We start from the raw sequence: 25,679 nt of genomic DNA, 5'->3' as shown, positions 1-25,679 counted from the left end.
TTAGACACCTCGGTCTCATTGCATATTATTCCTTTAACTTTCTCCACAGCGTCGTGCGGTTAATATTCAGCCGCTTTGCTGCTTTTGATTGATTCATATTTTCTTCTTCCAGCACCGTCCGAATGATTCGTCTTTCAATCTCGTCAAGCGTGCCATGTAAATAGCTGGACAGCTGTTTTTCTTCATTCTCAGAAGCAAGTTGCTCAATTGCCGGCTTTGCTTTACTCAACGTGATATATCCACTTTTTGTTGTCAGCACCAGTTCCTCCATAATCCGCTTGAACTGCCGGACATTTTCTCTAAATCGCTCGTTTTGAAAGGCGGCAATCACATCTGCTGACAGCCCAACAACCTGCGTCCCATAAAGAGAATTTAATTCAGCTATAAATAACCTGCTCATATCCTCAATATCTTCTGCCCGTTCAGATAACGGCGGGACATGAATGACGAGCTCCTGCAAACACGTATATAGGTCTTCATGAAACGCCCCAGATTGCATCAATTTGAACAAATCAACTGTAGATGCAGCCATCCAGCGAATGTTCTGCTGATGATGAATAAGCTGCTCGGCCATGATGGGCTGCATAGCCATTGGGACACGATCAATATCTTTCAAAAAGATCGTCCCTTTTTGATGCACCGGAATTATGTTTACATCATCTAATTCAGTCAAACGGCTGCAATGCACCGTCATAAAGCTCTCATTTTTCCTCTCGCTCATTTGGTGAATAGCAAAAGCAAGGCTTGATTTACCAGTTCCTTGTTCACCATAGAGACAAATCGATCGATCTGTTTGGCTGAACGCCTTTGCCCTTTTAATCACATCTTTCATATTTGAACTCTGCTCAGTAAAAAGAGCAAATGGATGTGCTGAATGAATAGGTGCAGCCAGCGTCCATATACGCTGCCCCTCCCTATTAATCACAGCAGAAGGCTTCTCAATCGTCAAAAGCAGCTCACCTTTAGATAACAAGCTTCCTTTGACATGCCACACTTGCTGCTGAAAGGAGATTTGAGAATATCCACTTTGTTTTCCTTCTCGAACCGCTTTTACTGCTGGTTCAAGCGCCGGGCACCATGCCATCACATCAACATGAGACGTAAACGGTGCAAATAACCCTTTTTCTGTCCATTCTTTCATTTGCTGATTAATAAAATAAAGCTGATTGTGCTGATCAATGATCAGCATCCCTTTTGACTCCTGGTCAATCATTTCACGAAAGAGGCGCTGCTCAGCTGTCGCCTCTTTATATAAACGGTACATTTGTTTTGCTTGATGAAACGCTTCTTTGACAGATTCACGTCCTGAGGTAATGAGCATGCTTTGCATCCCCAACTCCTTGGCCGCTTTATCTGTAACCACATCACCCAGTACAACCTGTGTCCCTTGCTCCTGTAACTGCTGTAAAAGATCCCACACTTCTTCCTCTTGCTGTATTGTATAAATATCAATTTTGATCCCGTATAACTCTCCGATGGTGCGTACACCTTGTGTAATATTTTCAAATCCAACTACTGCTTTTTTCCCTTGGTAATCTTTAATCAGCGTCAGGGCACGAAGCAAGTCGTAGCCTGACACAGGGATATCCACCACTGGAATGTTGACGTGTTTTTGAATAAGCGCAGCTGTCCCCCCGCGGCTCATAATAATATCCATTCCTTGAGCCTCGGCCTGTTCTGCCAGTGCAACACCAGACCTAAGATCTCCGACTTCAAGCTGGAATGTGATGCTTTTTTCGTCTTTGGCAAGGTCGATTAATACATCGCCTAATCCTTTATACGGCGCAATACCTAATACTTTTATATTCATGAAAAGGACCCCCATTTTTTATCTCTTCATCGTGAGACATACGTTGAGGGAGTCCAAATGTTAGCAAATTGAGACAACCCTCCAAACATCAATTATAAATGAAGAAAATGAGGGTTACAATTCACGGAAACACTGATCCCTTGCGGTTAAGACGTGTGATGAGTCCATTCTTCTTTCACACACACATACTTGATGGCCTGCCGGTAAAAAGTAAACGCAATGTGCAGACTACCATCTTTTCCTTCTGTGATGGATGGATAGGAATACTCTCGATTCAATTTGTCCTTTGAGTTGTTTGTCATGGCATATCCATCGCCAATTTCAAGGTTACGTCTGACGGGCCATGTCGCACCGTCATCCGTCGAGATGGCAAGTGTCATTGGCGCACGCGGTGTTCCCCAAAAGGCTGGACGCGCCTCTGTATCAACAGCCGTTCGTGTATCGCCTTCATCCTCAATTTCATCATACAAGGACGCTCTTCTTTCTGTTTGATCATCCGCGTTGATATGGTTATAAACGAGGGCAAGATGACCATTATGGAGCACCGTAAATTGAATGGATGAGTTATTGTTTGGCAGCTCTGTTGCTCTTGGCTCAGACCATGTCCGTCCATGATCCACTGAACGGCTCATATAAATCGAATCAGCAAACCGGCTTCTAAAGAGGGCAAGCAGGGAACCATCCGCACATTTTCCGATATTCATATGAACACAGCCAGTACTGTTGGGCACAGTGACCTCTTCCCAGGTCTTCCCTTGATCTGAGGAAATCTTCACAGCACTGACATCACGGTTTCCTGTCCATTTTACACCAGGAATCGTTTTACAATAGAACACCGGAAGGAGCCAATCATCATTATCCAATACAACAATAGGCTGTCGTATAAACGTCCCCGGCTGATCAAATAAAGTACCAATCTCTCCCCAAGTCTCTCCTCTATCCTCCGATAAACGATATCTCACAAGAGCTGTATCTTGATTGCCAGAAAGTTGTGCGGTATAAAGCAGCCACAGCCTGCCATCTTTCTCTTGAAAAAGAACTGGATTTTGTTCAGATCTTGTAGAATCATCAGACAGCTTCACAGCCTTCGTCCATTGATTACTTCCTTGCTTGAGCCTTGACATATAGATAGAGATATCAGGAATTCCTTCTTGCGTACCGCCAAACCATACACACAGCAAATCTCCATTATCCAGTTCGATGAGATTAGCCGCATGGTTTTGCACGCAATCTGTTGGTAAAAAGGCTTCTTTTCTAGCTGCGTCTTGTTCATTTTGTCGCAATTTTCCATCTATTTTGATCATGATGTCTTCATTTGTCATCATAATTCTCCTTTCAGTGATTGATCCTTTTTAGCTGGCGGGCTGATCCATCGATCCATCACCAGAACTAGGAAAGGAATGATAATGGCCACATACATATTATCGATTCCAAATGGATTATCGAGTAAATACCACACCGTCGTGGCGATGCCTGAAGCGGCAAGACCAATGGTTGCTCCTCTATTTGAATTAAAGTATGGCAAGTAAAAGCCCATTGCTGCTACAACTGCAATCGATGTTCGAAGTGCTCGTGTAAAAAAGGAAAGTGACAGCAACTCTGGTGCAAGTGCGACCCCCACAAGCGGCACAATCCCAACCATGACAGCTACATACCGAGTCACCTTCATACGCTGCTCTGGTGATGGTTTCTTTTTCGGTACATAAAAGTCATCAATAATCAACGTGGTTGTAGCAAGTGCAACCGTCGAGACACCAACAAAAATGGATGCGACAAGCGATGTTGCCACAATAGCGCTCAAAATCGGATTCATATGCTGTAAAAAGACAGGGAAAGCATAAATAGGATCAATGTCTGGATACAAATAACGGGCTGCGACACCGATGATCCCGATCGCAATGGCAAGCGGCAAACAAAGGAGTGCTGCATACAGGGTCGATTTTTTCGCTTCTCGTTCACTTTTCGACGAGGTGATCGCTTGAATGATAAACTGCGTCGCAAAAATGGCCCCCATGTTTCCTATAAACCAGGCTCCAATCGTTCCCCAACCGATGGTCCCATCCCATGTAAAGAAATGGTCGGGTAATGTTTGTTTCATTGGCTCAAAGCCTTTTGTTAAATAAAGGGCTACCCCTAGTGTAATTAAAATCCCCGCATACTTCACAATTGAATGAAGGATCGTGACCCATGCAACCCCCTTCATTCCTCCGAAAGTAAAATAAAATGTACTCACAACCGCCGTGATGATGGCACAGGTCATTAAAGGAAGGCCAAGAATGGATGCAATGGCAGCTGAACCACTTAAATAGTTTCCTAGATTCACTAAGAGCAGGGCTGCAATCATAATGACAGAGACAACAAGCTTTGTTGATTTTCCAAATTTTTGATCGATAATACCTGAAATCGTATATTGTCCTGTTCGATAAAACTTTCCCACTAAGAAAAAGGAAAAAATAAAAAAGGCAATAGCAACTGTGATAACAGACCATGAAGCGGAAAGCCCGTGTGTAAAAGCAGATTCAGCTGTTCCGACAGTTGACTTCGTCCCAATGAATTCACTCATTAACAAAATACCGACCACAATAGCTGGAAGTGACTTAGCGGCATTGTTAAATTCTGAGTTAGACTTACTACGGAAACGCATCGTCAGCCAGGTCGTAAACAGAATATAGAGAATAATGACGATTAAAATAAATGTGATGACAGAACTACTTAAGACATTCACTTAAAATCCCCCTTTGTGTGCAAGCCGTATGAAGCAACTTCTCATGTCCCATCCCAGTGACGTATGAAGTGTTAAACGTGGAGCAGTTTCATGTAAATCTGTTCAATATCAGAGACAGACATCGGCTTCGGGTTGTTATCCATTAATCTCTTCACCTCCGAAGCAGCTTCAGCAAGTGCCGGCACATCTTCTTTTGACACGCCGAAGGCTTTGAGTTGTTGAGGAATGTGTAAATCCGCTGTCCACTCTTCTACTTGACGAATCACTTGCTCTGCAAGCGTATGCTTTGAGCCTTTCTCTTCGATCCCTATCACTCTAGCAATATCTTCAAGACGATCTTTGATATGGTCTGCATTAAACGCCGTGACATGAGGAAGCAGCATGGAATTAGCGACACCGTGTGAAATTTTGAATTTCCCCCCTAACGGATAAGCCATTGCATGAACAGCAGCGGTTCCGGCACTTGTGAGCGCCATCCCGCCATACATGGCACCAACCAGCATATCTTCCCTTGCTGTCATATTATCCCCGTGATGATAGGCCTCCTGAATACTTCCTGAAATGAGCCTCATCGATTCGAGTGCAAACATATCACTAAATGGATTGGCTTTATTTGAAATATACGATTCAAGCGCATGCGTAAACGCATCCATCCCTGTAGCTGCGGTAATGGCTTTTGGCAATTTGAGTGTCAGTGCGGGATCTAAGATCACAAGATCAGGCAAAAGGTATGGGCTGACCATGCCAATTTTTAATTCTTTTTCCGGAAAGGTAACAATCGCGTTTGGTGTCACTTCTGATCCCGTACCTGAGGTTGTTGGAATGAGAATCGTTGGAACTCCTCTTTTTTTAACAAGGTTCGTGCCAACGAGATCAGAAATTGGCTGATCATTCGTCTTTAGAACAGCTAATATTTTGGCCGCATCCAGCACACTCCCGCCACCAATCCCAATAATGGCTTCATGCTCCCCTTTTAAAAATGTCTGGAATACGTCCTCGATATTTTCTTCCGTTGGTTCAGGCTTAATCTCTGTGCTGATCTCACTCGCAATCCCTTTTTTCGCAAGTTCTGTTTTGATTTGATCTGCGTAACCAAGAGATACGATGGATGGCTGCGTTAAAATAAAAATCGATCTCAACGTGCTTAGTCCTAATAGCTCTAGTTTCTCCCCAAGGAGCTCTAGAGAGTGGGCGCCAGAAACAATGTGTGATGCCGTTTGAAAGTGATAATGTGATATTGTCATCTCTTCACGACTCCTTTGCTGCTTTTGCTTGTATCCGATAATTCTCCATCATGTTCACCACAGCTTCTAAAGCCTCGCCGGATAATGCTTTGACCGGGCTTTTTGGCGGACCTACAGGAATCCCTGAAAGTTCAGCTGCTTTTTTCAAAGGTGCTGGTAACGTTCCTAATGTGAATGTCGCTCTTAACGGCTGCAGTTGCTGCTGACATTGCTCACTTTGGTCAAGATTTCCTTGCTGAAACGATTCATAAATGCCAACGACGGTTTTGGGAAGCACATTTGCCGTTGCCGCCACTGCACCTGTTCCGCCTAGCTTCAATGTCTCTAAAATGAGGGAATCCGTTCCTGCAAGCACGACAAACTCTTCATCCTTTGTGACATCGAGATACGCTTTGATATTGGCAATATCTCCACTACTGTCTTTAATACCTAACACATTCGGTAGAACGCTGAGCCTTGCAACCGTCTCTGGCGCAAGTGACACACCTGTTCTTGATGGAATGTTATAAAGTAAAATGGGGATGGTCACATTCTCTGAAATATGACGAAAATGCTCATACAGCTCCTCTTGTGATGGCGCAACAAAATAAGGGGTGATAACCGACAAGACATCTACGCCTAAATCTGCGAACTTGTTTGACAGCTTAATGGTTGCCTTAGTGCTATTCTCACCTGCTCCCATGTATACAGGCACCCTGCCGCCCGCAGCCTTTACAACAGTTTCAGCAATTTGAAGCTTTTCTTCCTCTGAAAACAAATGAAATTCGCCGTTTGTCCCTAAAGCAAAGATGCCGTGCACACCTGAGTCGATTAAATGATCAATAAGTTGCTTTGTCACTTCTGGATGAAAATGCTCTTCTTCTGTAAGCGGTGTCAAAATAGCTGGAATGATTCCTTGAATGTTCAAATGATCCTCCCCTTCCGGTTGTTGCATTTTTAAACAATTAATTATTAAAACGCTTTCATTATTCTTATTATAAAAGCAATGTGATTTATTTAGCAACATATTTTTCGTTTTTTTCAAATATTCAGTGGATGACATAAGTAGATGTTGATGTTTTCAACAAAAAAAGTGAACCAGCCGGTTCACTTTTTCATAGCATTCAATGTATGAAGAAGATGCTTCACTTTCAGTCTGACTCTTTCATGTAAATGAGCAGTATGCTCCTTTTCTTCTGCATTGGCAGCAGCGATACAAAGATGATGTACCTGGATACTTGTCTCTTGTTTAATGAAGTGCGTCAGCTCGCCCATCAGCTGGACAGACGCACCATCTGATATCGTTCCTTTCAGCACAAGCCAAACGGACAGCTCTCCTTCTTGATGCATCCCATAAAGAAGGACATCTTCATCATCATCTTCAGCGGCGTATTGCTTCGGCCCATCAGATTGACCAAGAAATAAGTACCCTTCCTCATCATCCAGCATGTCATGGAGTGCTTCAGTTCCCGTTCCAAGGGACCGTGTCCAAAAGAAACCCCCGCTTTTCTCATGTGATGAAAGGATGCGCAATGGCTGATGAGTAGAAAATGTCATTCCGTTTGCGCCATATGTTTTCCACCCATCCGCTAAGTTCAGCCTTGAATGTTCAGAGATGGACGCAGGTTCAATTACCAGCTGAGGGTTTGCCCGCAGTGGATGTTGGAGAGGTGTTACATTTGTTTCATACACCCGGTTCACCCGTTCGGTGGTCAACACATGATGCGGTTCTCCCAGCATGTCCGTCTTTCCTTCATTCAGCAAAAGCAGACGGTCACAATACAAACTGGCAATGTTCACATCATGAAACACACCGATCACCGTTAAGTTAGAGGAAACCGTCTCTTGTTTAATCAAATCGAGTAACTCTTTTTGATAAGCTAAATCAAGAAAACTCGTTGGTTCATCCAGCAATAAATAGTCAGGGCACTGAGCCAGCGCTTGAGCTAAGTAAACCCGCTGCTGTTCTCCACCGCTTAACTCATGAATGGATTGATCCTTAAATTGAGCAATATCTGTTTGGTCCATCACCTTGCTGACAATCTCGATATCTGCTTTCGTAACAGATTGCAGCCAACCTTTCTGATAAGGATAACGCCCAAACTGGACCGTTTCTTCCACTGTAAATGAAAAGGCTTGATCGGTCTTCTGGGGAAGAACCGCCAATTTTTGCGCAAGTGCCTTTGGCCGGTAGGATTGAACTGGATGGCCACTTAGTGTTACTTGGCCGCTCTCAGGTGCTAAAATACCTGCGATCATTTTAAGCAGTGTCGTCTTACCGCTCCCATTCGGACCAAGGATACCGAGGAATTCCCCTCGCTCCACTTCAAAACTCACGCCGTGAATGACCTCTTTTTCACCATATCCTCCTCTAACTTCCTTCACTTGAATCATAGATGCGTCCCTCCTCTATATCTGCGGATGAGGATGATGCCAAAGACAGGAGCACCAATTAACGCCGTAATGATGCCAATAGGCAATTCAGTCGGTTCAATGATCGTACGAGAGAGCACATCTGCTAAAACGAGAAAGGAAGCACCATTCAGCATCGACAAAGGCAGCAAATGACGATGATCCGTAATGGATAAAAGACGGATAAAATGCGGAATCACCAGTCCTACAAATCCGATCGTTCCTGACACAGCCACCGCACTTCCAGTCAGAATCGAACCAGCAAGCAACACCACATATTTGCTCCGTTTCACATGAACCCCTAACAGTTTTGCCTTTTCTTCGCCATATGTCATCACATTTAAATCTCTTCCCATCAAGATCAATGCAAATGTACCAATGAGGAAAAAAGGAAGGAAAAGAGCAATATATCGCCAGCCTCTCATAGACACACTGCCTAGAAGCCAATGAATAATCTCTTTTAAATCATCACCTGTTAACGCAATCATTAATGAAATGAGGGCTCCTAAAAAAGAGCTGAAGATGACCCCCGTCAAAATTAAAGAAGAAATGCTCATTCCTCGGTGAACCAGACGGGCAAAAAAGAGGACGAGACATAGTGTGACAAGCGCTGTTGTCATACTCAAAAAAGGCAGTGTAAAACTGCCAAGCAAAGGAAACTGCAAACTGAAAAACAATGTGGCTACAGCTCCCACAGATGCCCCTTGAGATACCCCAAGTGTATAAGGGTCAGCGAGGGAATTTTTTAATAAACCTTGAAAGGCTGCACCAGATAACGCCAGAGCTGCACCGACTAACGCCGCTAATATCACTCTCGGCAGCCGGATATTCATCATAATATTGCGGTCAATTGCATCAATGGTTCCGGCCTGAATTCCAAATACTTCATGAACAAAGATCCGAAGTATAGAAGGAATGGGAATCCCTAAGCTGCCAAATGAGATTCCCATTCCAATGCTCACGACAAGAAGTAAAGCGCTTGCTGTGTATGCGATGATGATTTTATTTGAACGTGTCAGGATAGATGCTTTTCGCAAGAGCCTCCACTCCTTCAACCAATCGCGGTCCCGGTCGTGATGCCAGATCCGTATTCAATTGAAAGACTTGTTTTTCTTTGACTGCTTTGACCGCCTTCCAGCCGTCTCTTTTTTTCAGATCAGCTAAACTTGCGCCATCAATCGTAACGATGGCATCAGGATTTCGTTTAATAATTGATTCTTCCGTCATTTGCACCCAGCCTGTTTGGTCGCCAGCAGCATTTTTTGCATGAATGACAGACAACATTTCGTCCATAAACGTTTGTTTACCTGTTGTATAAATTTCAGGCGCACCTGATACTTCGACAAAAACTGTTTTTTGTTTGTCTTTGGAGATGGATTCTGCTTGTTTTTTGATGTCATTCAGTTTTGATTTCATCTCATCTACAAGCTTCGTTGATGCCTCTTTTACGCCAGCTGCTTCACCAATCATATGGATAGACTTATACACATCTTTGAAAGAGGCTGCATCATTAACAGTCAGCACTTGAATACCTGCATCTTCAAGCTGTTTAAATCCGTCTTTTGAGCTCATTTGTGATGCATGTGCTAAGACAAGATCAGGTTTTAAGGAAATAACCTTCTCTACATTGAAATCAAGACCGCCAATCTTCTCGACCTTTTCTACTTCCTTTGGATAGTTGTCAAAGTCTGATCTACCAACGATTTTATCTCCAAGACCAAGGGCATAGGCAACCTCTGTATTACTTGGAATTAACGAAACAATTCGTTTAGGCTGTTCTTTGATTTCAACTGTTTTACCAGCTGCATCTTTGATGGATACAGGAAATGCCGCAGCCGCTGTCTCTTTAGGCTTTGAACTGTTTGTTTCTTGGTCCGTTTCCGCACCTGCACACCCTGCTAAAACACCGATCACAAGTAACAATGATAGCCAAATACCAGTTAACTTCTTCATCAATAAACCCCCTGCTTTATGTACTGCTTGACGTCATCTCTTTCGTCAATTCTTTTCTAATTTCGGGAATATTATACTACAGTGCAGATAGGTTGTATATGTGATTCCGAATACGTCTTGTCTGTCCTTATAAAAGAAAAACAGCCTTTGACGTGGCTGTTTTCACTTCCGCTATTGGTTGATATGTTCACCATTAATGACAACTTTCTGAAATGAAGGAGATACTGCATGTTCTAATGAAAGAGGGTACGTGACATCGTCAATGACACAGTCTTTCATTTTAAAGTGTGTGACCGGGGAATGTGAGTATGCGGCGATCTTGACACCATATCGCCCTCCGCTGCTTTTTAACCCTTCTACTTCAATATGACGAACTACAGGCCTATGCGGACCGGCATCCCCTTCCTCATACATCATGTCGATACAGACCACCTCATGCTTTAAGCTTTTCACTAGATTGTTTTTAAAATAGATGTGTTCAATGGTACCGCCCCTGACAGAGTTGGTCTTAATGCGCAATGCCCTGTCGAGGTTCGGACTGTCCATGACATTATCCTCTGCATATACATACTTGACGCCTCCAGAGATTTCACTCCCAATCGTTACTCCGCCATGACCATCACGCATCGTATTTCTACGAATGACGATGTTTTCAGATGGAACACCGATTCTCCGGCCGTCCTCATTTCTGCCTGATTTAATCGCAATACAATCATCGCCATTATCAAAATAACAATCTTCAATGAGCACATGTCGGCACGACTCTGGATTCACACCATCTGTATTTGGGCCATGACCGATGATATTCACCCCGCGGACGATGACGTTTTCACTTAACACCGGATGGACTTGCCACATCGGTGAATCCTTTACGGTTACTCCTTCAATGAGAATGTTTTGGCAATTGTATGGCTGGATAAAGCTTGATCTTAAATAATGTCCTTCGCCAAACACTCTTTCTTCCACTGGTATTCTTTTTTCAGCCATTTCAAAAAGAAGCTGACGATCCCGATCTTGAGAGGGCTGACCATTTGTTCCATACTTCCAAGGCCACCAGTGGTGTTCATCCCCTCTCCCGTCCAGCGTGCCTGCTCCTGTAATCGCGATGTTTTCTGCATGATGGGCATAAATAAGTGGTGAATAATTATAAAGCTCAATTCCTTCATATCTTGTTAGAACAAGCGGGAGATAATCACGTGTATCTTGGCTGAAGGTCACATAGGCATTTTCATGAAGATGAAGCTCTACATTGCTTTTCAATTCTAGAGCGCCTGTCAAAAATGTCCCTTCAGGAATCAGCACACGCCCTCCTTTCAAACGATGTGCATCATCGATGGCAGACTGAATAGCATTTGTCGAAAGCTCTATCCCTTTGTTATCTGCACCATAATGAATGACATTGAATTCACGATCTGGGAACTTTGGCGCTTTTATCTGCTTTAACACCTGATCTATGCCATTTGTTTCTTTGTCTTTTTTCCCTTGCTTTGCTAAACGTGCGAGTCCAATTCCTGTTAGTACTGTTCCTGCTGTCACATACATCAAATTTCGTTTTTTAGACATTTCATCATCCCCCAGACGCCTTAAAGTGTCACACCTGTTTTAAAAATGGCCAACTCTCTAAAATTGTTTTTTTCATGATTTAACAGCTTTCCACTCGCCACATCAATCACCGTGGCAATGAACTTCTCTAGCACCACATCTTCTGATACATCCTCAAGCAATTCCCCCGCATTAAAGTCAATCCAATGTTTTTTTGTTTCGTATAACGCGGTATTGGTCGATACCTTCATCGTTGGAACAAATGTGCCAAACGGTGTGCCTCTGCCTGTTGTAAAGAGGACGAGCTGACAGCCAGACGCTGCGAGAGCAGATGAAGCAACCAAATCATTCCCAGGCGCACTTAATAAATTCAATCCTTTTCGTTTTAGCAGCTCCCCGTATGTTAAAACATCCTTTATAACGGAAGTACCCGCTTTTTGTGTGCAGCCGAGTGATTTATCTTCTAATGTCGAAATTCCTCCTGCTTTATTTCCCGGGGAAGGATTTTCATATACTGGCTGTCGATGATCCATAAAGTATTGTTTAAAATCATTGATCATCTGCACAATATTGTCGAATGTCGCTTTTGATTCCGCTCTCTCCATTAAGATCGTTTCAGCCCCGAACATTTCCGGCACTTCTGTTAAGACGGTGGTCCCTCCTTGAGCCACAATAAAATCGGACAGTCTGCCTAAAAGTGGATTTGCGGTAATGCCTGAAAACCCATCTGATCCTCCGCATTTCAAGCCAATTTTCAGCTCAGATAACGGAATGTCTTCACGCTGATCTTCTTTCGCTGCGTCATAAATTTCCTTGAGCAAAGCAACACCTGTCTCAATCTCATCCCCTACTTCTTGGCTTCTTAAAAATTTCACCCTCGTCTGGTCATACTCCCCTAATGTAGCTTTAAAATCCTCAATGTCATTGTTTTCACAGCCGAGACCTAGAACGAGAACCCCTCCAGCATTTGGGTGCTTTACGGCATTTTGAAGAATGGTTTTTGTGTTTTCATGATCATCCCCAAGCTGTGAGCACCCATAATTGTGCTTTAATACGAGAGCCGTTTCAAAAGGATGGATGTCTCCACCCATTTCAGCGGTAAATATTTGAATGATTTGATCGGCAATGCCATTGACACACCCAACTGTTGGGACAATCCAAAGCTCATTTCGTATACCACTTGCGCCATTTTTTCTTTTATACCCTTTGAATGTCAGATTCGTTTTTTCATAGGGGTTTTCTGTTAAAGAAGGGCGGTATTCGTAATCGAGCTTACCTGATAGATTCGTTTTGATATTGTGCGTATGCACCCATTCTCCAGCAGAGATCTTAGTGGCTGCATGACCAATGGGGTAGCCATATTTGATGATATTCTCTTTTTCTTTGATCTCAGCCAATGCAAATTTATGACCTTTAGGAACGGTTTCTTTTAAAATGATTGTATGACCTTGGTGCTGAAGCTCTTCGCCTTGCTCAAGCACTTTTAAAGCGATACCAACATTATCTGAAGGATGAATCACAACAAAGTCTCTCATGCCTTCTCCCCCTGACTTTCATATTGAAGAATTTGGTGAACAGCAGCTCTCATGCCATTTTCATGTATGAAGGTGAGCTGCTCGGCTACTGCATCCCTCAGCCCTGCGATCCTCGTCAAATCCATCCCCCATAAAACTTCGTTTGAAAGAAGTTGATCGACCATTAATTCATAGGAATGGTCCACTTCCTCCCATGCTTCCTTCATGAATGTCATCACAGACTCATCATCCTTTATCTGATCTGCATGGACTTGATAAAAATAAATCAAACTGCTCAATGAGAACATAAGCTTCGTAGGCAACTGTTTTTTTAGCTCTATATAATCTAGAAGAGACGGGAGAATACGCGCCCGAAATTTAGATACACCATTTAAGGCAATATCGAGTAATTGATGTTTGACAAAAGGGTTGCAGAATCGATCCCACACGGATTGTGTATAAAGAAGAAGCTCTTCTTCAGGAAGTGGCAAACCTGGCAGCACTTCCTCCTCAAGCATGCGGCGAATGAACACACCAACATGCTCATCATCCACCGCTTTTTTGACAGTATCCAAGCCAGATGAATATGCAATCGGCACCATCGCTGTATGCGCACCGTTTAAAATGCGAACCTTGCTCATACGATAGGGAGCGATATCTTCCACAAAAAGTACGTTTAACCCTGCTTCTTGAAAAGGAAGCTCTTTTTGAACAAACGCAGGTGCTTCAATGACAAACAGGTGGTAATATTCTGCCGTGACAAGCAATTCATCGATATACCCCTCTTCTTTTTGAACAGTCTCCGCTGCTTTCTGAGAAAAGCCTGGGACAATCCGATCAACTAACGTATTACAGAACGTGTTGGCTTCCTTGACCCAAGCCACAAAATCAGGCGGAAGATTCCACTCAGCTGCCATTGTGATCACATATTCTCTTAATCGATCACCGTTTTGTTCAATCAATTCACAAGGTAAAATGATCAAGCCCTTTTTCTCATCCCCAGAAAAAGCTTTGAAGCGGTGATACAAGAAGGCTGTCAGCTTTCCTGGAAAACTTACTTGCGGCCGATCTTCTAATCGGTCCTCTTTTCTTAACACAAGTCCTGCCTCTGTTGTATTAGAAAAGACAAAGCGCACATCAGGACTTTCCGCTACATGTAAAAAGGCTTCATAATCTGTATATGTGCTGATTCCCCTGCTGATGGATTGAATGACGATCCGTTCGTTCATTTCTTTTTGGTCATGAAATCCTTGAATACATAAAGTGTACAAACCATCTTGTTCATTTAGAGCAGTCACTGATCCTTTTCGAGGAGGAACAACCACTGCTCTTCCTTTAAAACCTGTACAGTCGTTTAGCTTCTGGATCTGCCAATTCATAAATCCCCGCATAAAGTTCCCTTCGCCAATTTGTAGAATGGTTTCAGGATATTCAGCCACTGGGTACACATCTTTGGATAATCGTCTCAAACGCTTTTCCTCCTCATTTTTGCACACGTGAACATTTTTATTTAAAAGATGCTGATTACTGCACCTTTTTGACTGAATCTCTAATCATCAGCTCTGTGTGGACATACACTTTTTCCAGATGATCGTCTTCTTGCTTTTCACCGTTGATGACTGAAAGAATGGCTTCTGCTCCAAGCGCACACATTTTTTCAATTGGCTTTTTGACTGTTGTAAGGGCAGGCGTTGTATAAGATGAAAATGAAATATCATCAAAACCGATAATAGAGAGATCATCAGGACACCTTTTACCTTTTGCAAACAATGCATTCATCGCACCAATCGCCATATCATCGTTTGAGCAAAAAAGGGCAGTTGGCGGAACATCAAGAGTGAGTAAGGCTTCCATTGATTCATAGCCGCTCTTCATATGATAGTCGCCTGTGATCATGTATTCTTTCTTCATGGGTACATGATGGTCAATGAGTGCTTGCAAAAATCCAGCTTTTCTTTCTTGTGTGGATTTAAATCCTTCTTTCCCTTCAATAATGGCAATTTGTTTATGCCCCTGCTGAATGAAATAGTGTGCAGCTTGGTATGCCCCTTCACCATCATCCGCTAATATATTCATCACTTGATTACTTTCTACACGGCGATTCAGTACAATAATGGGAATGCCCTGTTTTTTCACATGATGGATAAACGCTTCATCATGCTCGCTTTGGCTCATGAGCAAAATACCATCATACCGCTGTTTATGAATGGTTGTGTAATCATGAAAATCGTCAATTCCTCTTACAACCAAATGATAGTTTTCTGTTATCACACTGTTGACGCCTTTTAATGCATCAACAAAGAAACTTGAGGATGTGCCTTCTGTTAAACTCGTAAAAAACAGACCAATTGTAAATGATTTTTGCGAGACAAGGCCTCTGGCATGGACATTCGGTGAGTAATTCAGCTGTTTTGCAATCGACAAGATGTTTTGTTTTGTTTTCTCTTTAATAAAAGGGCTATTATTTAAAGCCCTTGATACTGTGGTATGAGAAACGTTTGCCAATTTTGCTATATCTTTGATTGTGACTGTCATGCTATTCCGCCTTTTATGATTTTTTATCATCTTATCATAAAAACGCTTTCATATTCTTGCTTTTTGTTCATATCATCTTGCTTTTATGCGATAGCTCATTTGCCCGTTCAAATTGAAAATACTGCTTTGCATTTTCATAGCTGATTCCTTTTACCATTCCCCCTAGCAAATTGAGATCATTAGGCGCTTCACCTTTTTCCACCCAATCTCCAATGATGTCACATAACAGTCTACGGAAATATTCATGTCTTGTGTAAGACAGGAAGCTTCGTGAATCTGTCAGCATCCCAATAAATCGGCTGATCAGTCCGATACTGGAAAGTGCCATCATCTGCTCTGTCATTCCCTGCTTTGTATCATTAAACCACCAAGCGGTTCCATGCTGCATTTTCCCAGGAGTCTTTCCATCTTGAAAACTTCCAGCTATCGTTGAAATCACCACATTGTCCCTTGGATTCAAGGAATAGAGGATGGTTTTTGGCAATGCATGTGCTTGTTCTAACCGATCTAATACGCGGCAAAGAGGTTTTGCAATGTCTTCATCATTCATTGCATCATATCCGGTATCTGGTCCAAGTCGCTTAAACATTTTCGAGTTGTTGTTTCTGAGCGCATTGATATGAAGCTGCATCGCCCATCCCCGCTGAGCATATGCCTGACCTAGTTCAATGAATGTGTGCGTTTTAAATTGAACCTTCTCCTTTTCCGTCAATGGATGTCCAGACATTCTTTTATGAAAAATGATCGTAGCTTCTTCTTCCGTCGTGTCTTCGTACGTCATTTCATTGATGGCATGATCTGAAATCAAACAGCCCTGTTCATGAAAGAAATCGATTCGCATATGAAGTGCTTTTATGAAGTCTTGATAGGATTCAATCGGGATAGATGAAACCTCCGCCAGCTGATGAACATACTCGATAAACAAGTCATTTGTGACATCTAATGCCTTATCTGGCCGAAACCCAGGCAGCACTTGCACAGAAAAGCCTTCTTCCCGCAGTTGTTGGTGATAAATCAACGAATCAACCGGATCGTCTGTCGTCACAACCGTTTCAACATTTGATTTCACAATGAAATCTCTCGCACCAAATCCGTCTCCTTGCAACTTTTCATTTACTTTTTTCCAGATGATGTCTGCGCTTTCTTCATTCAAAAGTTCTTCGACATCAAAATATCGTCTTAGCTCTAGATGGGTCCAGTGATAGAGAGGATTTCCAATCGTCATCGGAACGGTTTTCGCCCATGCTAAAAATTTCTCATAATCTGAGGCATCTCCTGTGATATGTGTTTCAGGTATCCCATTTGCTCTCATGGCGCGCCATTTGTAATGATCTCCGTAAAGCCATGCTTCGGTTATATTTTGGAACGTTTTATTTTCATAGATTTCTTTTGGACTTAAATGACAATGGTAATCAATAATCGGAAGGTTCTTTGCAAACTCATGGTATAGTTTTTCTGCCGTTTGACTGTTTAATAAAAACTGCTCATCTAAAAAGGCTTTCATCAAACTCCCCCATCTCTTATAATGATGAAAATCAATTTGTTCACGTTAACAATTTTATTGTAATCGCTTACAAAATTGATTTCAATCCTAAAACAAGAAAAAACGATCTCCTTTAGAAAAGAAAATCGTTTTTGGTTATTTTACAGATGGTGTTTTCTTTAGGATAATCGCAATAGTTGTTCCTTGACCTAATTCACTTTCTACTTGAATATCGCCATCGTGCAGCAAGACAAGCTCTTTTGCAATCGCCAGTCCTAATCCTGTTCCATTTGTTGGATCATTCGTATTTGTCCCTCTATAGTAACGATTAAATAAATGATCCACCGTTTCTTGCGCCATTCCGCGTCCGTTATCTTTCATTTCGATCCGAACTTCATCATTTGTTTCAGATAGAACAGCTTGAATAAGAGTACCTTTCTGGTTATGCTTCACTGCGTTCGCCAGCAGGTTCTCAATGACTCGTCTAAACCAGGCTTTATCGATCTCAAACATGACACCCTCTGTTTGATCTTCAAAGGATGATAAATAATCTTCTGAAAGCGTGCTTCTTGAAAACTCGTCCATAATGGAGGCTAAAAATTCACCAAGTTCAACAGGTTTTCGATTAATAGGCAATGCACCATTTTTCAATCGATACGTGAGGTTTAAATCCTCAATCAAGGTCGACATGTATTCTGATTTCTCACGAATGACTTGTCCCATTTCCATGACTTCTTCCTTGGACCATTGGTATTGATCTGATTCTAGCATTAATCCATAGCCGTAAATCGTGCTAAGAGGCGTTTTTAGATCATGAGACAGCCCTGCGATCCATTCTTCCCTTGTGGTTTGAATCTTTCTCCGGTTTGCTTCATTCTCTTTTAACGTATTGGTGAGCTGATCCATTGTTTTGAGGATATCCTCAAACAGCCGGTACTCCCGCTTAATACGGCCCTTTTTATTTTTACTTACTGGAATACCTTTTCTATTTGTTGGCTCCTGCAATTTATTTCTTGATAAGAAAATCAGCCAGCGGATAATGTGATAGATCGGTAGCCCATAGCGATACGAGTACCATAATGTCATAACGATAATAATCGTAAGCGCAAGACCTGCAATCAAAAGCGTTGTATATTGGTTTAAAGCCTCTGTCTCTTTATCATAAAGCTCGTCTGGGCTGTATACTTTGTTTGGCACCGAAACAATCATATACAAATCCTTATTCACTTTGATATACGACAGGTCACTTCTAAACTCCCAAGGCTTTGATTGATACTTGAGCAGTTCAACATCCGTTACGTTATTTTTCAAATTATTTTTGGCTCGGATACCTTTTAAGTATTTTCCTTCTTCATTAAACAGATGCACCGATCCATTCATTCTTTTCAAAAATTCTTTTGTTTCAACTGAATATTGAGACAATGCAGCCAGGTTTTTTTCATGCTGCTTGAGATAATTGGCTACCTTTGTGCTGTTCGTTTTAAATCCATATAAGACGATAAAGCTTTCTTGATCAATCTCAATTGGCCAGAAGTACATCTTGTAATCTTTAAATTGTCTTTTTTCAAAGATCTTGATCATTTCATCCTTTTGATAGGATGTTGGAATGTTTTTAGGGAGTTGATAGCTATAGACGTTGCGTTTTTTGGAATCAATCACTTGTAGCCAGCCATCACGTTTTTCCACTGCTTGTTTGAGCTGATCATCGGCTTCCATTTTTCCATCCTCGTTAAAATAAAGCCAGCTCATGAGTGTATCTCCATCTGCCTTCGTTAAACCAGTTTCAGTCATATTCTCATAGCGCTTTTGAAAATAAAGATTTTCAGAGAATGTTTGCCCGATCGTTAGAATGACGATGACAATAAACATTTGTCCGACAAAGTGAAAGAAAAGTTTTGTTCGTAAATTCATAAACTATTGAAGAACCTTCACAGGTTGGGGAATGAACTTATAGCCCATACCACGGATCGTCACAATATATTCAGGCTGACTTGGATCTAACTCTATTTTTTCTCTCAGCTTTCGGATATGAACCATGACGGTGTTGTTGTCACCATATGACGGAACACCCCATACTTTCTCATAGATTTGATCTTTTGAAAGTACTACATTCGGATGGTCACAAAAATACTTCAGCAAGGACAAAAGCTGAGCTGAGCAAGCCGTCACCTTTCCCCTTACTTTCAACTCGGCTGCATGAGGATGGTACGAGAAATGAGCATATTCATATTGACTGTGCGCTTCTTCCTGCTCCTCCTGTAAGGAGACATAAGTTCGGTTTAAGTGCGCCTTAATTCTAGCTACTAGCTCTAACGGATTAAATGGCTTTGTGATGTAATCGTCTGCACCTTGTGCAAATCCAGTCAATTTGTCTACATCAGACGTTCTTGCTGTTAAATAGAAAATCGGTGCCTTCGTCATTTTCCTGATGTCAGGCAGAACATCAAAGCCTGACTTACCGGGCATCATCACATCTAGAAGTAAGAGGTGGATGTCCTCGTTTTTGACAATATCTAATGCTTCATCTGCATGATAGGCTTTATAAATATGTTGAAACCCTTCTTTTTTTAATACGCGTTCAACCATTTTTACAATTGCTTCTTCGTCATCTGCAATCAATATTTTTGCTGTTTCCACGCATCTCTTTCCTTTCTAGCTATGATCTCTAACCGTATATTACCATTGTCCAAAGTAAAAAAGTACCTCTTTTCTGCATAAAAGCGAAAAAAGATCAACTGGAGAAAATGGCATCAATAGGTAATACCAGAAGATGCAAAAAAACTCGGTCATATATACCGAGTTTTTGTCCATCTATTATCCGTTCACAGCTTCAAGCTTTCTTTCATGATTCATTAAGTCATATGTTAAACAGATCGGCTTATTCGTTCTCGGATCAAGCACAATTTCTGCATCGATGTGGAACACCTGACTGAGTACCTCTTTTGTCATGACCTCATGAGGTGTACCCTCTTTAATGACTTTCCCTTGATTGAGGGCAATCATGTAATGCGAAAAGCGTGCAGCATGATTGAGGTCATGAATTACCATCAGCACCGTTCTGCCCTGTTCTCTGTTTAAGCGTTCTAATAGCTGAAGGATCTCCAGCTGATGAGCAAGATCTAAATACGTCGTTGGTTCGTCTAATAAAAGCAGCTCTGTTTCCTGAGCGAGTGCCATCGCAATCCATACCCGCTGACGCTGTCCACCGGAGAGTGCTTCAATTGGCCGGTCATGAAATGCAATCATTCCCGTCTCCTCAAGTGCCCATCTGATGATTCGTTTGTCCTCATTTGATAAACGGCCAAATCCATTTTGATGCGGGAAACGTCCATATGACACAAGCTCATAAACGGTCAGACCACTTGGGGCTTCAGGCGTCTGCGGTAAAATGGCCATTTGTTTTGAAATTTCTTTTGTTGGTGTTTGATGGATCGCCTGGCCATTTAAATAAACAGCACCTTGATGGGACTTCATAATACGAGACATTGTTTTTAAAATCGTTGACTTCCCGCACCCATTCGGCCCAATTAATGTGGTCACCTTGCCTTTTGGGATGCTGATATTTAAATCGTCTACAATCAAACGGTCATGATAGCCAATACAAAGTTTTTCTGTTTCAAGTGATTTCATCTGTTGTACTCTCCTTCCTCATTAGTTCGTTTTCATCAATAAGTAAATGAAGTAAGGTGCGCCTAAAGCAGAAACGACAAGTCCAACGGGCACCTCTGATGGAGCAAGTATGACACGCCCAAGTGTATCTGCAAGTAATAACAGCAGTGCACCAATCATAGCGGACGCCGGTATCATTCCTTGATGTTTCGGACCAACTAGCTTTCTTGCGAGGTGTGGTGCCGCTAACCCTAGGAACGATATACTCCCTGCAACAGCGACACTCGCACCGGCTAATGCAACTGCAATCAGCATGAGAAAACTTCTTTCTTTATGAACTGAAATCCCTAAGCCATAAGATATCTGATCACCCAAATTCATGATATTTAAGTAGCGTGCCCTCACCATCGCTAATACAAGAAAAATCAGCATCCACGGCACGACTGATAAGACATATGTCCAACTTGAGCCCCAAATACTTCCTGACAGCCACACAATGGCTTGGTTAAAATCATTTGGGCTCATCTTTAATTGAATAACCACAATCGCTGCCGAAAATGCAGCATTGATCCCAATACCAGTTAAAATCAATCGAACAGGCGTAATGCCCTTTTTCCACGCTAGCACATAGATGAGGAATGCAGCAAAGGCGGCACCTACGAAAGCGAAAAGCGGCAGTACAAATATTGAAAAATCACCTAAGTTCGACATCGAACCCTGAAAGGCAAAGATAAACAAAACCACCGCAAAGCCTGCACCCGCATTTACACCTAGAATGCCGGGATCAGCTAAACCATTTTGAGAAACACCTTGCCAAATGGCTCCTGATACAGCGATAGAAGCGCCAACAAGTAAAGCGATGACCATCCTTGGAAGTCTGAACTCGAATAATACAAGCTCATCCATTTCACTTCCGAGTCCAAAAAATGTTTTGAATGTATCCATCGGAGAAATCCGTATCTCTCCGGTATTTAAACTAATCAGGAACACAGCCACGATCGCTAAAAAGATCATGACCATCGTTCGTTTGTATTTCTTTTTCTTTGCCTGCTGCACCATTTCCATTTAAATTCCGCTCCTTTCACGTCTCGCTAAATATAAGAAGAAAGGAACGCCTATAATGGCTGTAATGGCACCAACTGGCGTTTCAAACGGCGCATTGACAAGCCTTGCCGCAATGTCTGCATAAATGAGCAAAATAGCCCCTAAAATAGCTGAGCAAGGGATAATCCAGCGATAGTCAACGCCGACCAAGAAACGCGTAACATGAGGAATCACAAGCCCGATAAAGCCAATAGAACCTGCAACTGACACGGCTGCACCTGTTAAAAGGATCACGACCAATATGCCAAGTACCTTGACTGTTCGTGTATATTGTCCAAGCCCTTTTGCTAATTCATCACCTAAGCTTAAAACCGTGATGGAGCGGGCAAGAATCATTGCGATGATCAGTCCTACAGCCGCAACAGGAATGATGATCTTAATATTGCTCCAATTTACCCCAGCCACACCGCCTGCGTACCAAAAACTCATATCTTGCGCGACGTCAAATCGAATGGCAATCGCTGAGGAAATTGAGCTTAAAAGTGCGCCAACAGCCGTACCGGCTAATGCGAGCTTCACAGGAGTAAGTCCCCCTTTTGAAAGGGTTCCAACCCCAAATACAATAGAGGCGCCAAGTGCTGCACCCAAAAATGACCAAAGAATTAATGTAAAAGAAGATTGGCCTGGGAAAAAAGCAAACGCAATGGCAATCGCAAATGCAGAGCCATTTGTCACACCCATGATTTCAGGAGACGCAAGCGCATTTCTTGTCATGCCTTGCATGATGGCACCTGATACTGCTAAAAAGGCACCGACAAGTGCGGCACCAACTGTACGCGGTAGCCTTAGTTCCCTAATGATTTGATGTGAGGTTTGTTGTGAATCAAAATGAAAGACGGCTTCCCATACCGTGTGTAAATGAATGTTTGCCGCTCCTAGCGATACTGATAAAAAAAGACCAAATGCTAAAGCAATGATTCCTATGATGACAACAGCTGCTGTACCAAAAGGCTTTGTCACAATATCTATCGCATCATCTTTAGCTGACAGCTGTTTATTCGATTGTGAGCCCAAAACCAGTCTCTTCCTTTCCGTTCATATCTATTCGTTATTAGTGATAATGATTATCAATCTCGGAGTCTAGTATATCACTTTCTTCACGTTTTGAAATCCTTGTTCTGATAAATTTCTTTATTTTCATCAAAAAACCGTGAGAATTTCACCATTTTCTTTTGGTCATAAAATAGCCGATGCATTTTTTCTTCTATCATGTTAAGATATAATTGCAAATGAGAATCATTATCATAAACAATTGAATAGGAGCGAACTTTAGTGAAAAAACGAACTGGACTTCTTTTGATTTCCCTCATGACCCTTATGATTTTTACTGCTGCTTGCGGCAGCACTTCCAATAAAGAATCGGGAGCCAAAAAAAATGACACGATCACCTATCAAGATGTAAAGGGTGAAGTGAAACTGCCTCAAAACCCAAAACGTATTGTGCTTCTGGCGGAAAGCTATTACGGGGATCTCGTCACACTCGGCAAAACCCCAATTGCTGCTACTGCGCCCATCTTTAAAAACCCTTTCTATAAAGGAAAAACAGATGGAGTGAAAAATATTGGAAAATCACCCTCTGTTGAGAAAGTAGCCTCTTTGAAGCCGGATATGATCATTGCTTGGGGAGAAGATGAGAAATTTGATCAATACAAAAAAATTGCCCCTACAGTTGCCATTCAATACAATCAATATTCGTTTAAAGACCAGCTAAAAGAATTCGGTAAAATGACAGGCACATCAAAAAAAGCAACGGATTGGATCACACAATGGGATGCCAAAATTGCTGAAGTGAAACCAAAAGTAACAAAAGCTGTAGGAAACAAAACCGTTTCGATCGTATCACCATTCGATAAGGGCATTTACATTTTCGGTAACACTTTTGCACGCGGTGGTGAAATCATTTATGACGAGCTGAAATTAAAAGCTCCGAAGGCCGCCCAAAAAGAAGCCATCGACAGTGGTGTCGGTTATGCAAACATTTCTCTTGAAAAGCTTCCAGAATTTGCAGGCGATTATATTTTCACAAGCCCATGGAGCGGTTCAAAAAGTAATGGCGATCAAGTGTATAAAAGCAGCATCTGGGCATCACTTCCTGCTGTCCAAAACAAACGCGTATTTGAAACAGATACAGTCGGTTACTTCTTTAATGACCCTGTGTCACTAGAAGGTCAGCTCGAATTTATTGTGGATCGATTAACATCTGACTCATAAAAAAATACGTTTCTCCAATGCTGGAGAAACGTATTTCTTATACTGTACCTTTGGCAAATTTTTTGGACATGAATGGGTAGAGTAAAATGCCAACTAAGAACAATCCAATACCAAGACCGAATGTTTTTAAATCAGCTGTGCCTGAAATAATGACCCAAGCAGAATACCCCATGGCCACAAGCGCAATGATCCCGTCTCTTGTCCGATTTCCTTTTTGGAGCTCATATGTGTCACCTTGCATGATGACCTTAAAGCTGTAGATCGACGACACGATATACGGAATGAGATACGCAAGTGTCGCTGATGTTGTTAAGAAAGTAAAGGCTTCATTAATCGTACGTGACATGACTGAGAAAATAAACAGCTGTGACATGATATTTGTGACAGTCAAAGCAAAAACAGGACTGCCTTTTTTGTTTGTTTTTGCAAACACTGCTGGGAAATCGCCAGCTTTTGCTGCTTGATAAGGGACTTCAGAACCAAGCAAAATCCAGCCAAGCATCGAACCAAATAAACAAATGATCGCAAGAAGTGCCATGACAATGCCGCCAGCCGGTCCGATAATGAGCTGAAGCACGTCTACGAATGGTTTATCAGAACCTTGCAATTGATCATGCGGCAGAACGCCCATTGTAATCAAGGTAATAATCATATAAATAGACAGTGCAATTAAAAGTCCTGTAATCGTCGCACGTTTGACATCACGCTGCGAGGAAGCTCTTCCTGATAAAATGACAGCAGATTCGATGCCGATAAATGCCCATAGTGTGGAAATGGCCGCATGATGAATTTGGCCTCCAAGTCCGAGCACTCCTTCACCACTTGCTGCTTCAACAGGGAAATAATAATGTTCAAATAATGCTGTTTGGAATGCAAATAAGCCTGCGACAATAAAAAGGACGAATCCAAGCACCTTTGAAAAGGTCGTAATAAAATTCAGCTTACTTGCTGCGCTTAAGCTTGTAATTAAAATCGTATGAGTCCCCCATAGAAGGATTGTACATACGATAAACGTTGTGAGCTGACCAAGTGTGATCGCTTCTTTTCCAAAAGTAAAGACCTCCGTTTTCACGGTTAAAATTGGGAAAAAGGTTGTTAAATAACCAGCTAGGCTTGTGATAATGGCGACATTACTAATCCAGCTTGCCACCCAATATCCCCAAACCATTGTAAAACCGGCTGCTTTTCCTTTTTTCGGATCTTTAAAAAGCGCTCTTGCATAGCTTTGTGGTCCAGCTGTTAGCTGCGGTTTATGAATGGACAAATGTCCAAACACAAAGGCAATCATCAGTACGCCGCCACCTGTGACAAGCCATGCCATCGTCACACCTAAAGGACTTGCATGCTGGGCAAGTGTACTAGGCAGCATAAAGATGCCTGAACCTACCATATTTCCGACGACAAAAGCCGTCAATAACCAAAAACCCCATTTTTTTGTCTGTTCCATTTTCGTACCTCCGTTATATTCACTTTGGACCAGACCCGGCAGTATCTTCATTGATATATTTGTGAAGCAATGACTTGCATTCTTTATGTTCATGTTGGGTCACTTTCTTAC

At 42.2% G+C, this 25,679-nt stretch carries 20 protein-coding genes; 1 reads left to right on the top strand and 19 read right to left on the bottom strand.

Annotation, left to right across the window (positions count from 1 at the left end; translation table 11 throughout):
- Nucleotides 1-25: 25 nt before the first annotated feature.
- The 18 genes from EBQ12_RS08230 to EBQ12_RS08145 all read right to left on the bottom strand — a co-directional run bounded on the left by EBQ12_RS08230 (nt 26) and on the right by EBQ12_RS08145 (nt 22,924).
- Nucleotides 26-1,810, bottom strand: a complete 1,785-nt coding sequence (locus tag EBQ12_RS08230; protein ID WP_206428017.1) for a sigma-54-dependent Fis family transcriptional regulator — start codon at nt 1,808-1,810, stop codon at nt 26-28.
- A 146-nt stretch (nt 1,811-1,956) separates the two neighbouring features.
- Entirely contained in the window at nt 1,957-3,132 is a 1,176-nt protein-coding gene (locus tag EBQ12_RS08225; RefSeq protein WP_008347099.1) for a sialidase family protein, read from the bottom strand.
- A complete protein-coding gene (locus tag EBQ12_RS08220) occupies nt 3,132-4,535 on the bottom strand; it encodes a sodium:solute symporter family protein (protein WP_025207958.1) in 1,404 nt (467 codons plus the stop codon). The genes EBQ12_RS08225 and EBQ12_RS08220 overlap by 1 nt, the downstream gene beginning before the upstream one ends.
- A 71-nt stretch (nt 4,536-4,606) precedes the next feature.
- On the bottom strand, nt 4,607-5,779 hold the full coding sequence (locus EBQ12_RS08215; RefSeq protein ID WP_125589674.1) for an iron-containing alcohol dehydrogenase: 1,173 nt from the start codon (nt 5,777-5,779) through the stop codon (nt 4,607-4,609).
- A gap of 4 nt (nt 5,780-5,783) precedes the next feature.
- The gene (dapA, locus tag EBQ12_RS08210) at nt 5,784-6,686 is read right to left on the bottom strand and encodes a 4-hydroxy-tetrahydrodipicolinate synthase (RefSeq protein WP_079919746.1); all 903 of its coding nucleotides are present in this window, start codon (nt 6,684-6,686) and stop codon (nt 5,784-5,786) included.
- Nucleotides 6,687-6,865: 179 nt separating this feature from the next.
- The gene (locus EBQ12_RS08205) at nt 6,866-8,152 is read right to left on the bottom strand and encodes a heme ABC transporter ATP-binding protein (RefSeq protein ID WP_125589671.1); all 1,287 of its coding nucleotides are present in this window, start codon (nt 8,150-8,152) and stop codon (nt 6,866-6,868) included.
- Nucleotides 8,149-9,207, bottom strand: a complete 1,059-nt coding sequence (locus EBQ12_RS08200; RefSeq protein ID WP_125589669.1) for a FecCD family ABC transporter permease — start codon at nt 9,205-9,207, stop codon at nt 8,149-8,151. The genes EBQ12_RS08205 and EBQ12_RS08200 overlap by 4 nt, the downstream gene beginning before the upstream one ends.
- Complete coding sequence (locus tag EBQ12_RS08195) at nt 9,173-10,123, bottom strand: ABC transporter substrate-binding protein (RefSeq protein ID WP_125589667.1); 951 nt, start codon at nt 10,121-10,123, stop codon at nt 9,173-9,175. Before EBQ12_RS08195 ends, EBQ12_RS08200 begins: the two co-directional genes overlap by 35 nt.
- Nucleotides 10,124-10,294: 171 nt before the next feature.
- Nucleotides 10,295-11,686, bottom strand: a complete 1,392-nt coding sequence (locus tag EBQ12_RS08190; protein WP_058336917.1) for a glycoside hydrolase family 28 protein — start codon at nt 11,684-11,686, stop codon at nt 10,295-10,297.
- A 20-nt stretch (nt 11,687-11,706) separates the two neighbouring features.
- Nucleotides 11,707-13,200, bottom strand: coding sequence for a UxaA family hydrolase (locus EBQ12_RS08185; RefSeq protein WP_125589665.1), 1,494 nt, complete (start codon nt 13,198-13,200; stop codon nt 11,707-11,709).
- Nucleotides 13,197-14,648 carry a tagaturonate reductase gene (locus EBQ12_RS08180; protein WP_125589663.1) on the bottom strand — a complete coding sequence of 484 codons (1,452 nt, stop codon included), beginning with the start codon at nt 14,646-14,648 and terminating at the stop codon, nt 13,197-13,199. Before EBQ12_RS08180 ends, EBQ12_RS08185 begins: the two co-directional genes overlap by 4 nt.
- 55 nt (nt 14,649-14,703) lie before the next feature.
- Nucleotides 14,704-15,714 (bottom strand): substrate-binding domain-containing protein, encoded by a 1,011-nt coding sequence (locus EBQ12_RS08175; protein WP_125589660.1) that lies wholly within the window; start codon nt 15,712-15,714, stop codon nt 14,704-14,706.
- Nucleotides 15,715-15,781: 67 nt separating this feature from the next.
- Complete coding sequence (gene uxaC / locus EBQ12_RS08170) at nt 15,782-17,218, bottom strand: glucuronate isomerase (protein ID WP_125589658.1); 1,437 nt, start codon at nt 17,216-17,218, stop codon at nt 15,782-15,784.
- A gap of 135 nt (nt 17,219-17,353) precedes the next feature.
- Complete coding sequence (locus EBQ12_RS08165) at nt 17,354-19,108, bottom strand: HAMP domain-containing sensor histidine kinase (RefSeq protein WP_017359251.1); 1,755 nt, start codon at nt 19,106-19,108, stop codon at nt 17,354-17,356.
- 3 nt (nt 19,109-19,111) lie between these two features.
- The gene (locus EBQ12_RS08160; RefSeq protein WP_008347112.1) at nt 19,112-19,834 is read right to left on the bottom strand and encodes a response regulator transcription factor; all 723 of its coding nucleotides are present in this window, start codon (nt 19,832-19,834) and stop codon (nt 19,112-19,114) included.
- Nucleotides 19,835-20,011: 177 nt separating this feature from the next.
- Nucleotides 20,012-20,827: an ABC transporter ATP-binding protein gene (locus EBQ12_RS08155; RefSeq protein WP_017359249.1), complete on the bottom strand. Its 816-nt coding sequence runs from the start codon at nt 20,825-20,827 to the stop codon at nt 20,012-20,014.
- A gap of 21 nt (nt 20,828-20,848) precedes the next feature.
- Nucleotides 20,849-21,871 (bottom strand): FecCD family ABC transporter permease, encoded by a 1,023-nt coding sequence (locus tag EBQ12_RS08150; RefSeq protein ID WP_048003212.1) that lies wholly within the window; start codon nt 21,869-21,871, stop codon nt 20,849-20,851.
- Entirely contained in the window at nt 21,872-22,924 is a 1,053-nt protein-coding gene (locus EBQ12_RS08145) for a FecCD family ABC transporter permease (protein WP_008347113.1), read from the bottom strand.
- A 258-nt stretch (nt 22,925-23,182) separates the two neighbouring features.
- Here EBQ12_RS08145 and EBQ12_RS08140 point away from each other — a divergent pair, with 258 nt between their 5' ends.
- Entirely contained in the window at nt 23,183-24,121 is a 939-nt protein-coding gene (locus tag EBQ12_RS08140) for an ABC transporter substrate-binding protein (protein WP_125589655.1), read from the top strand.
- Between the two features lie 37 nt (nt 24,122-24,158).
- Here the strand turns inward: EBQ12_RS08140 and EBQ12_RS08135 are convergent, their stop codons facing one another.
- Entirely contained in the window at nt 24,159-25,568 is a 1,410-nt protein-coding gene (locus EBQ12_RS08135) for an amino acid permease (RefSeq protein WP_025207968.1), read from the bottom strand.
- Between the last annotated feature and the right edge of the window lie 111 nt (nt 25,569-25,679).

It is taken from the genome of Bacillus sp. 2B09, from assembly GCF_003946835.1.
In the GTDB taxonomy this organism is placed as follows: Bacteria; Bacillota; Bacilli; order Bacillales; family Bacillaceae; genus Bacillus; species Bacillus altitudinis.
The sequence above is the reverse complement of the archived record's forward strand: the minus strand, read 5'-3'. Positions and strand labels throughout refer to the sequence as shown.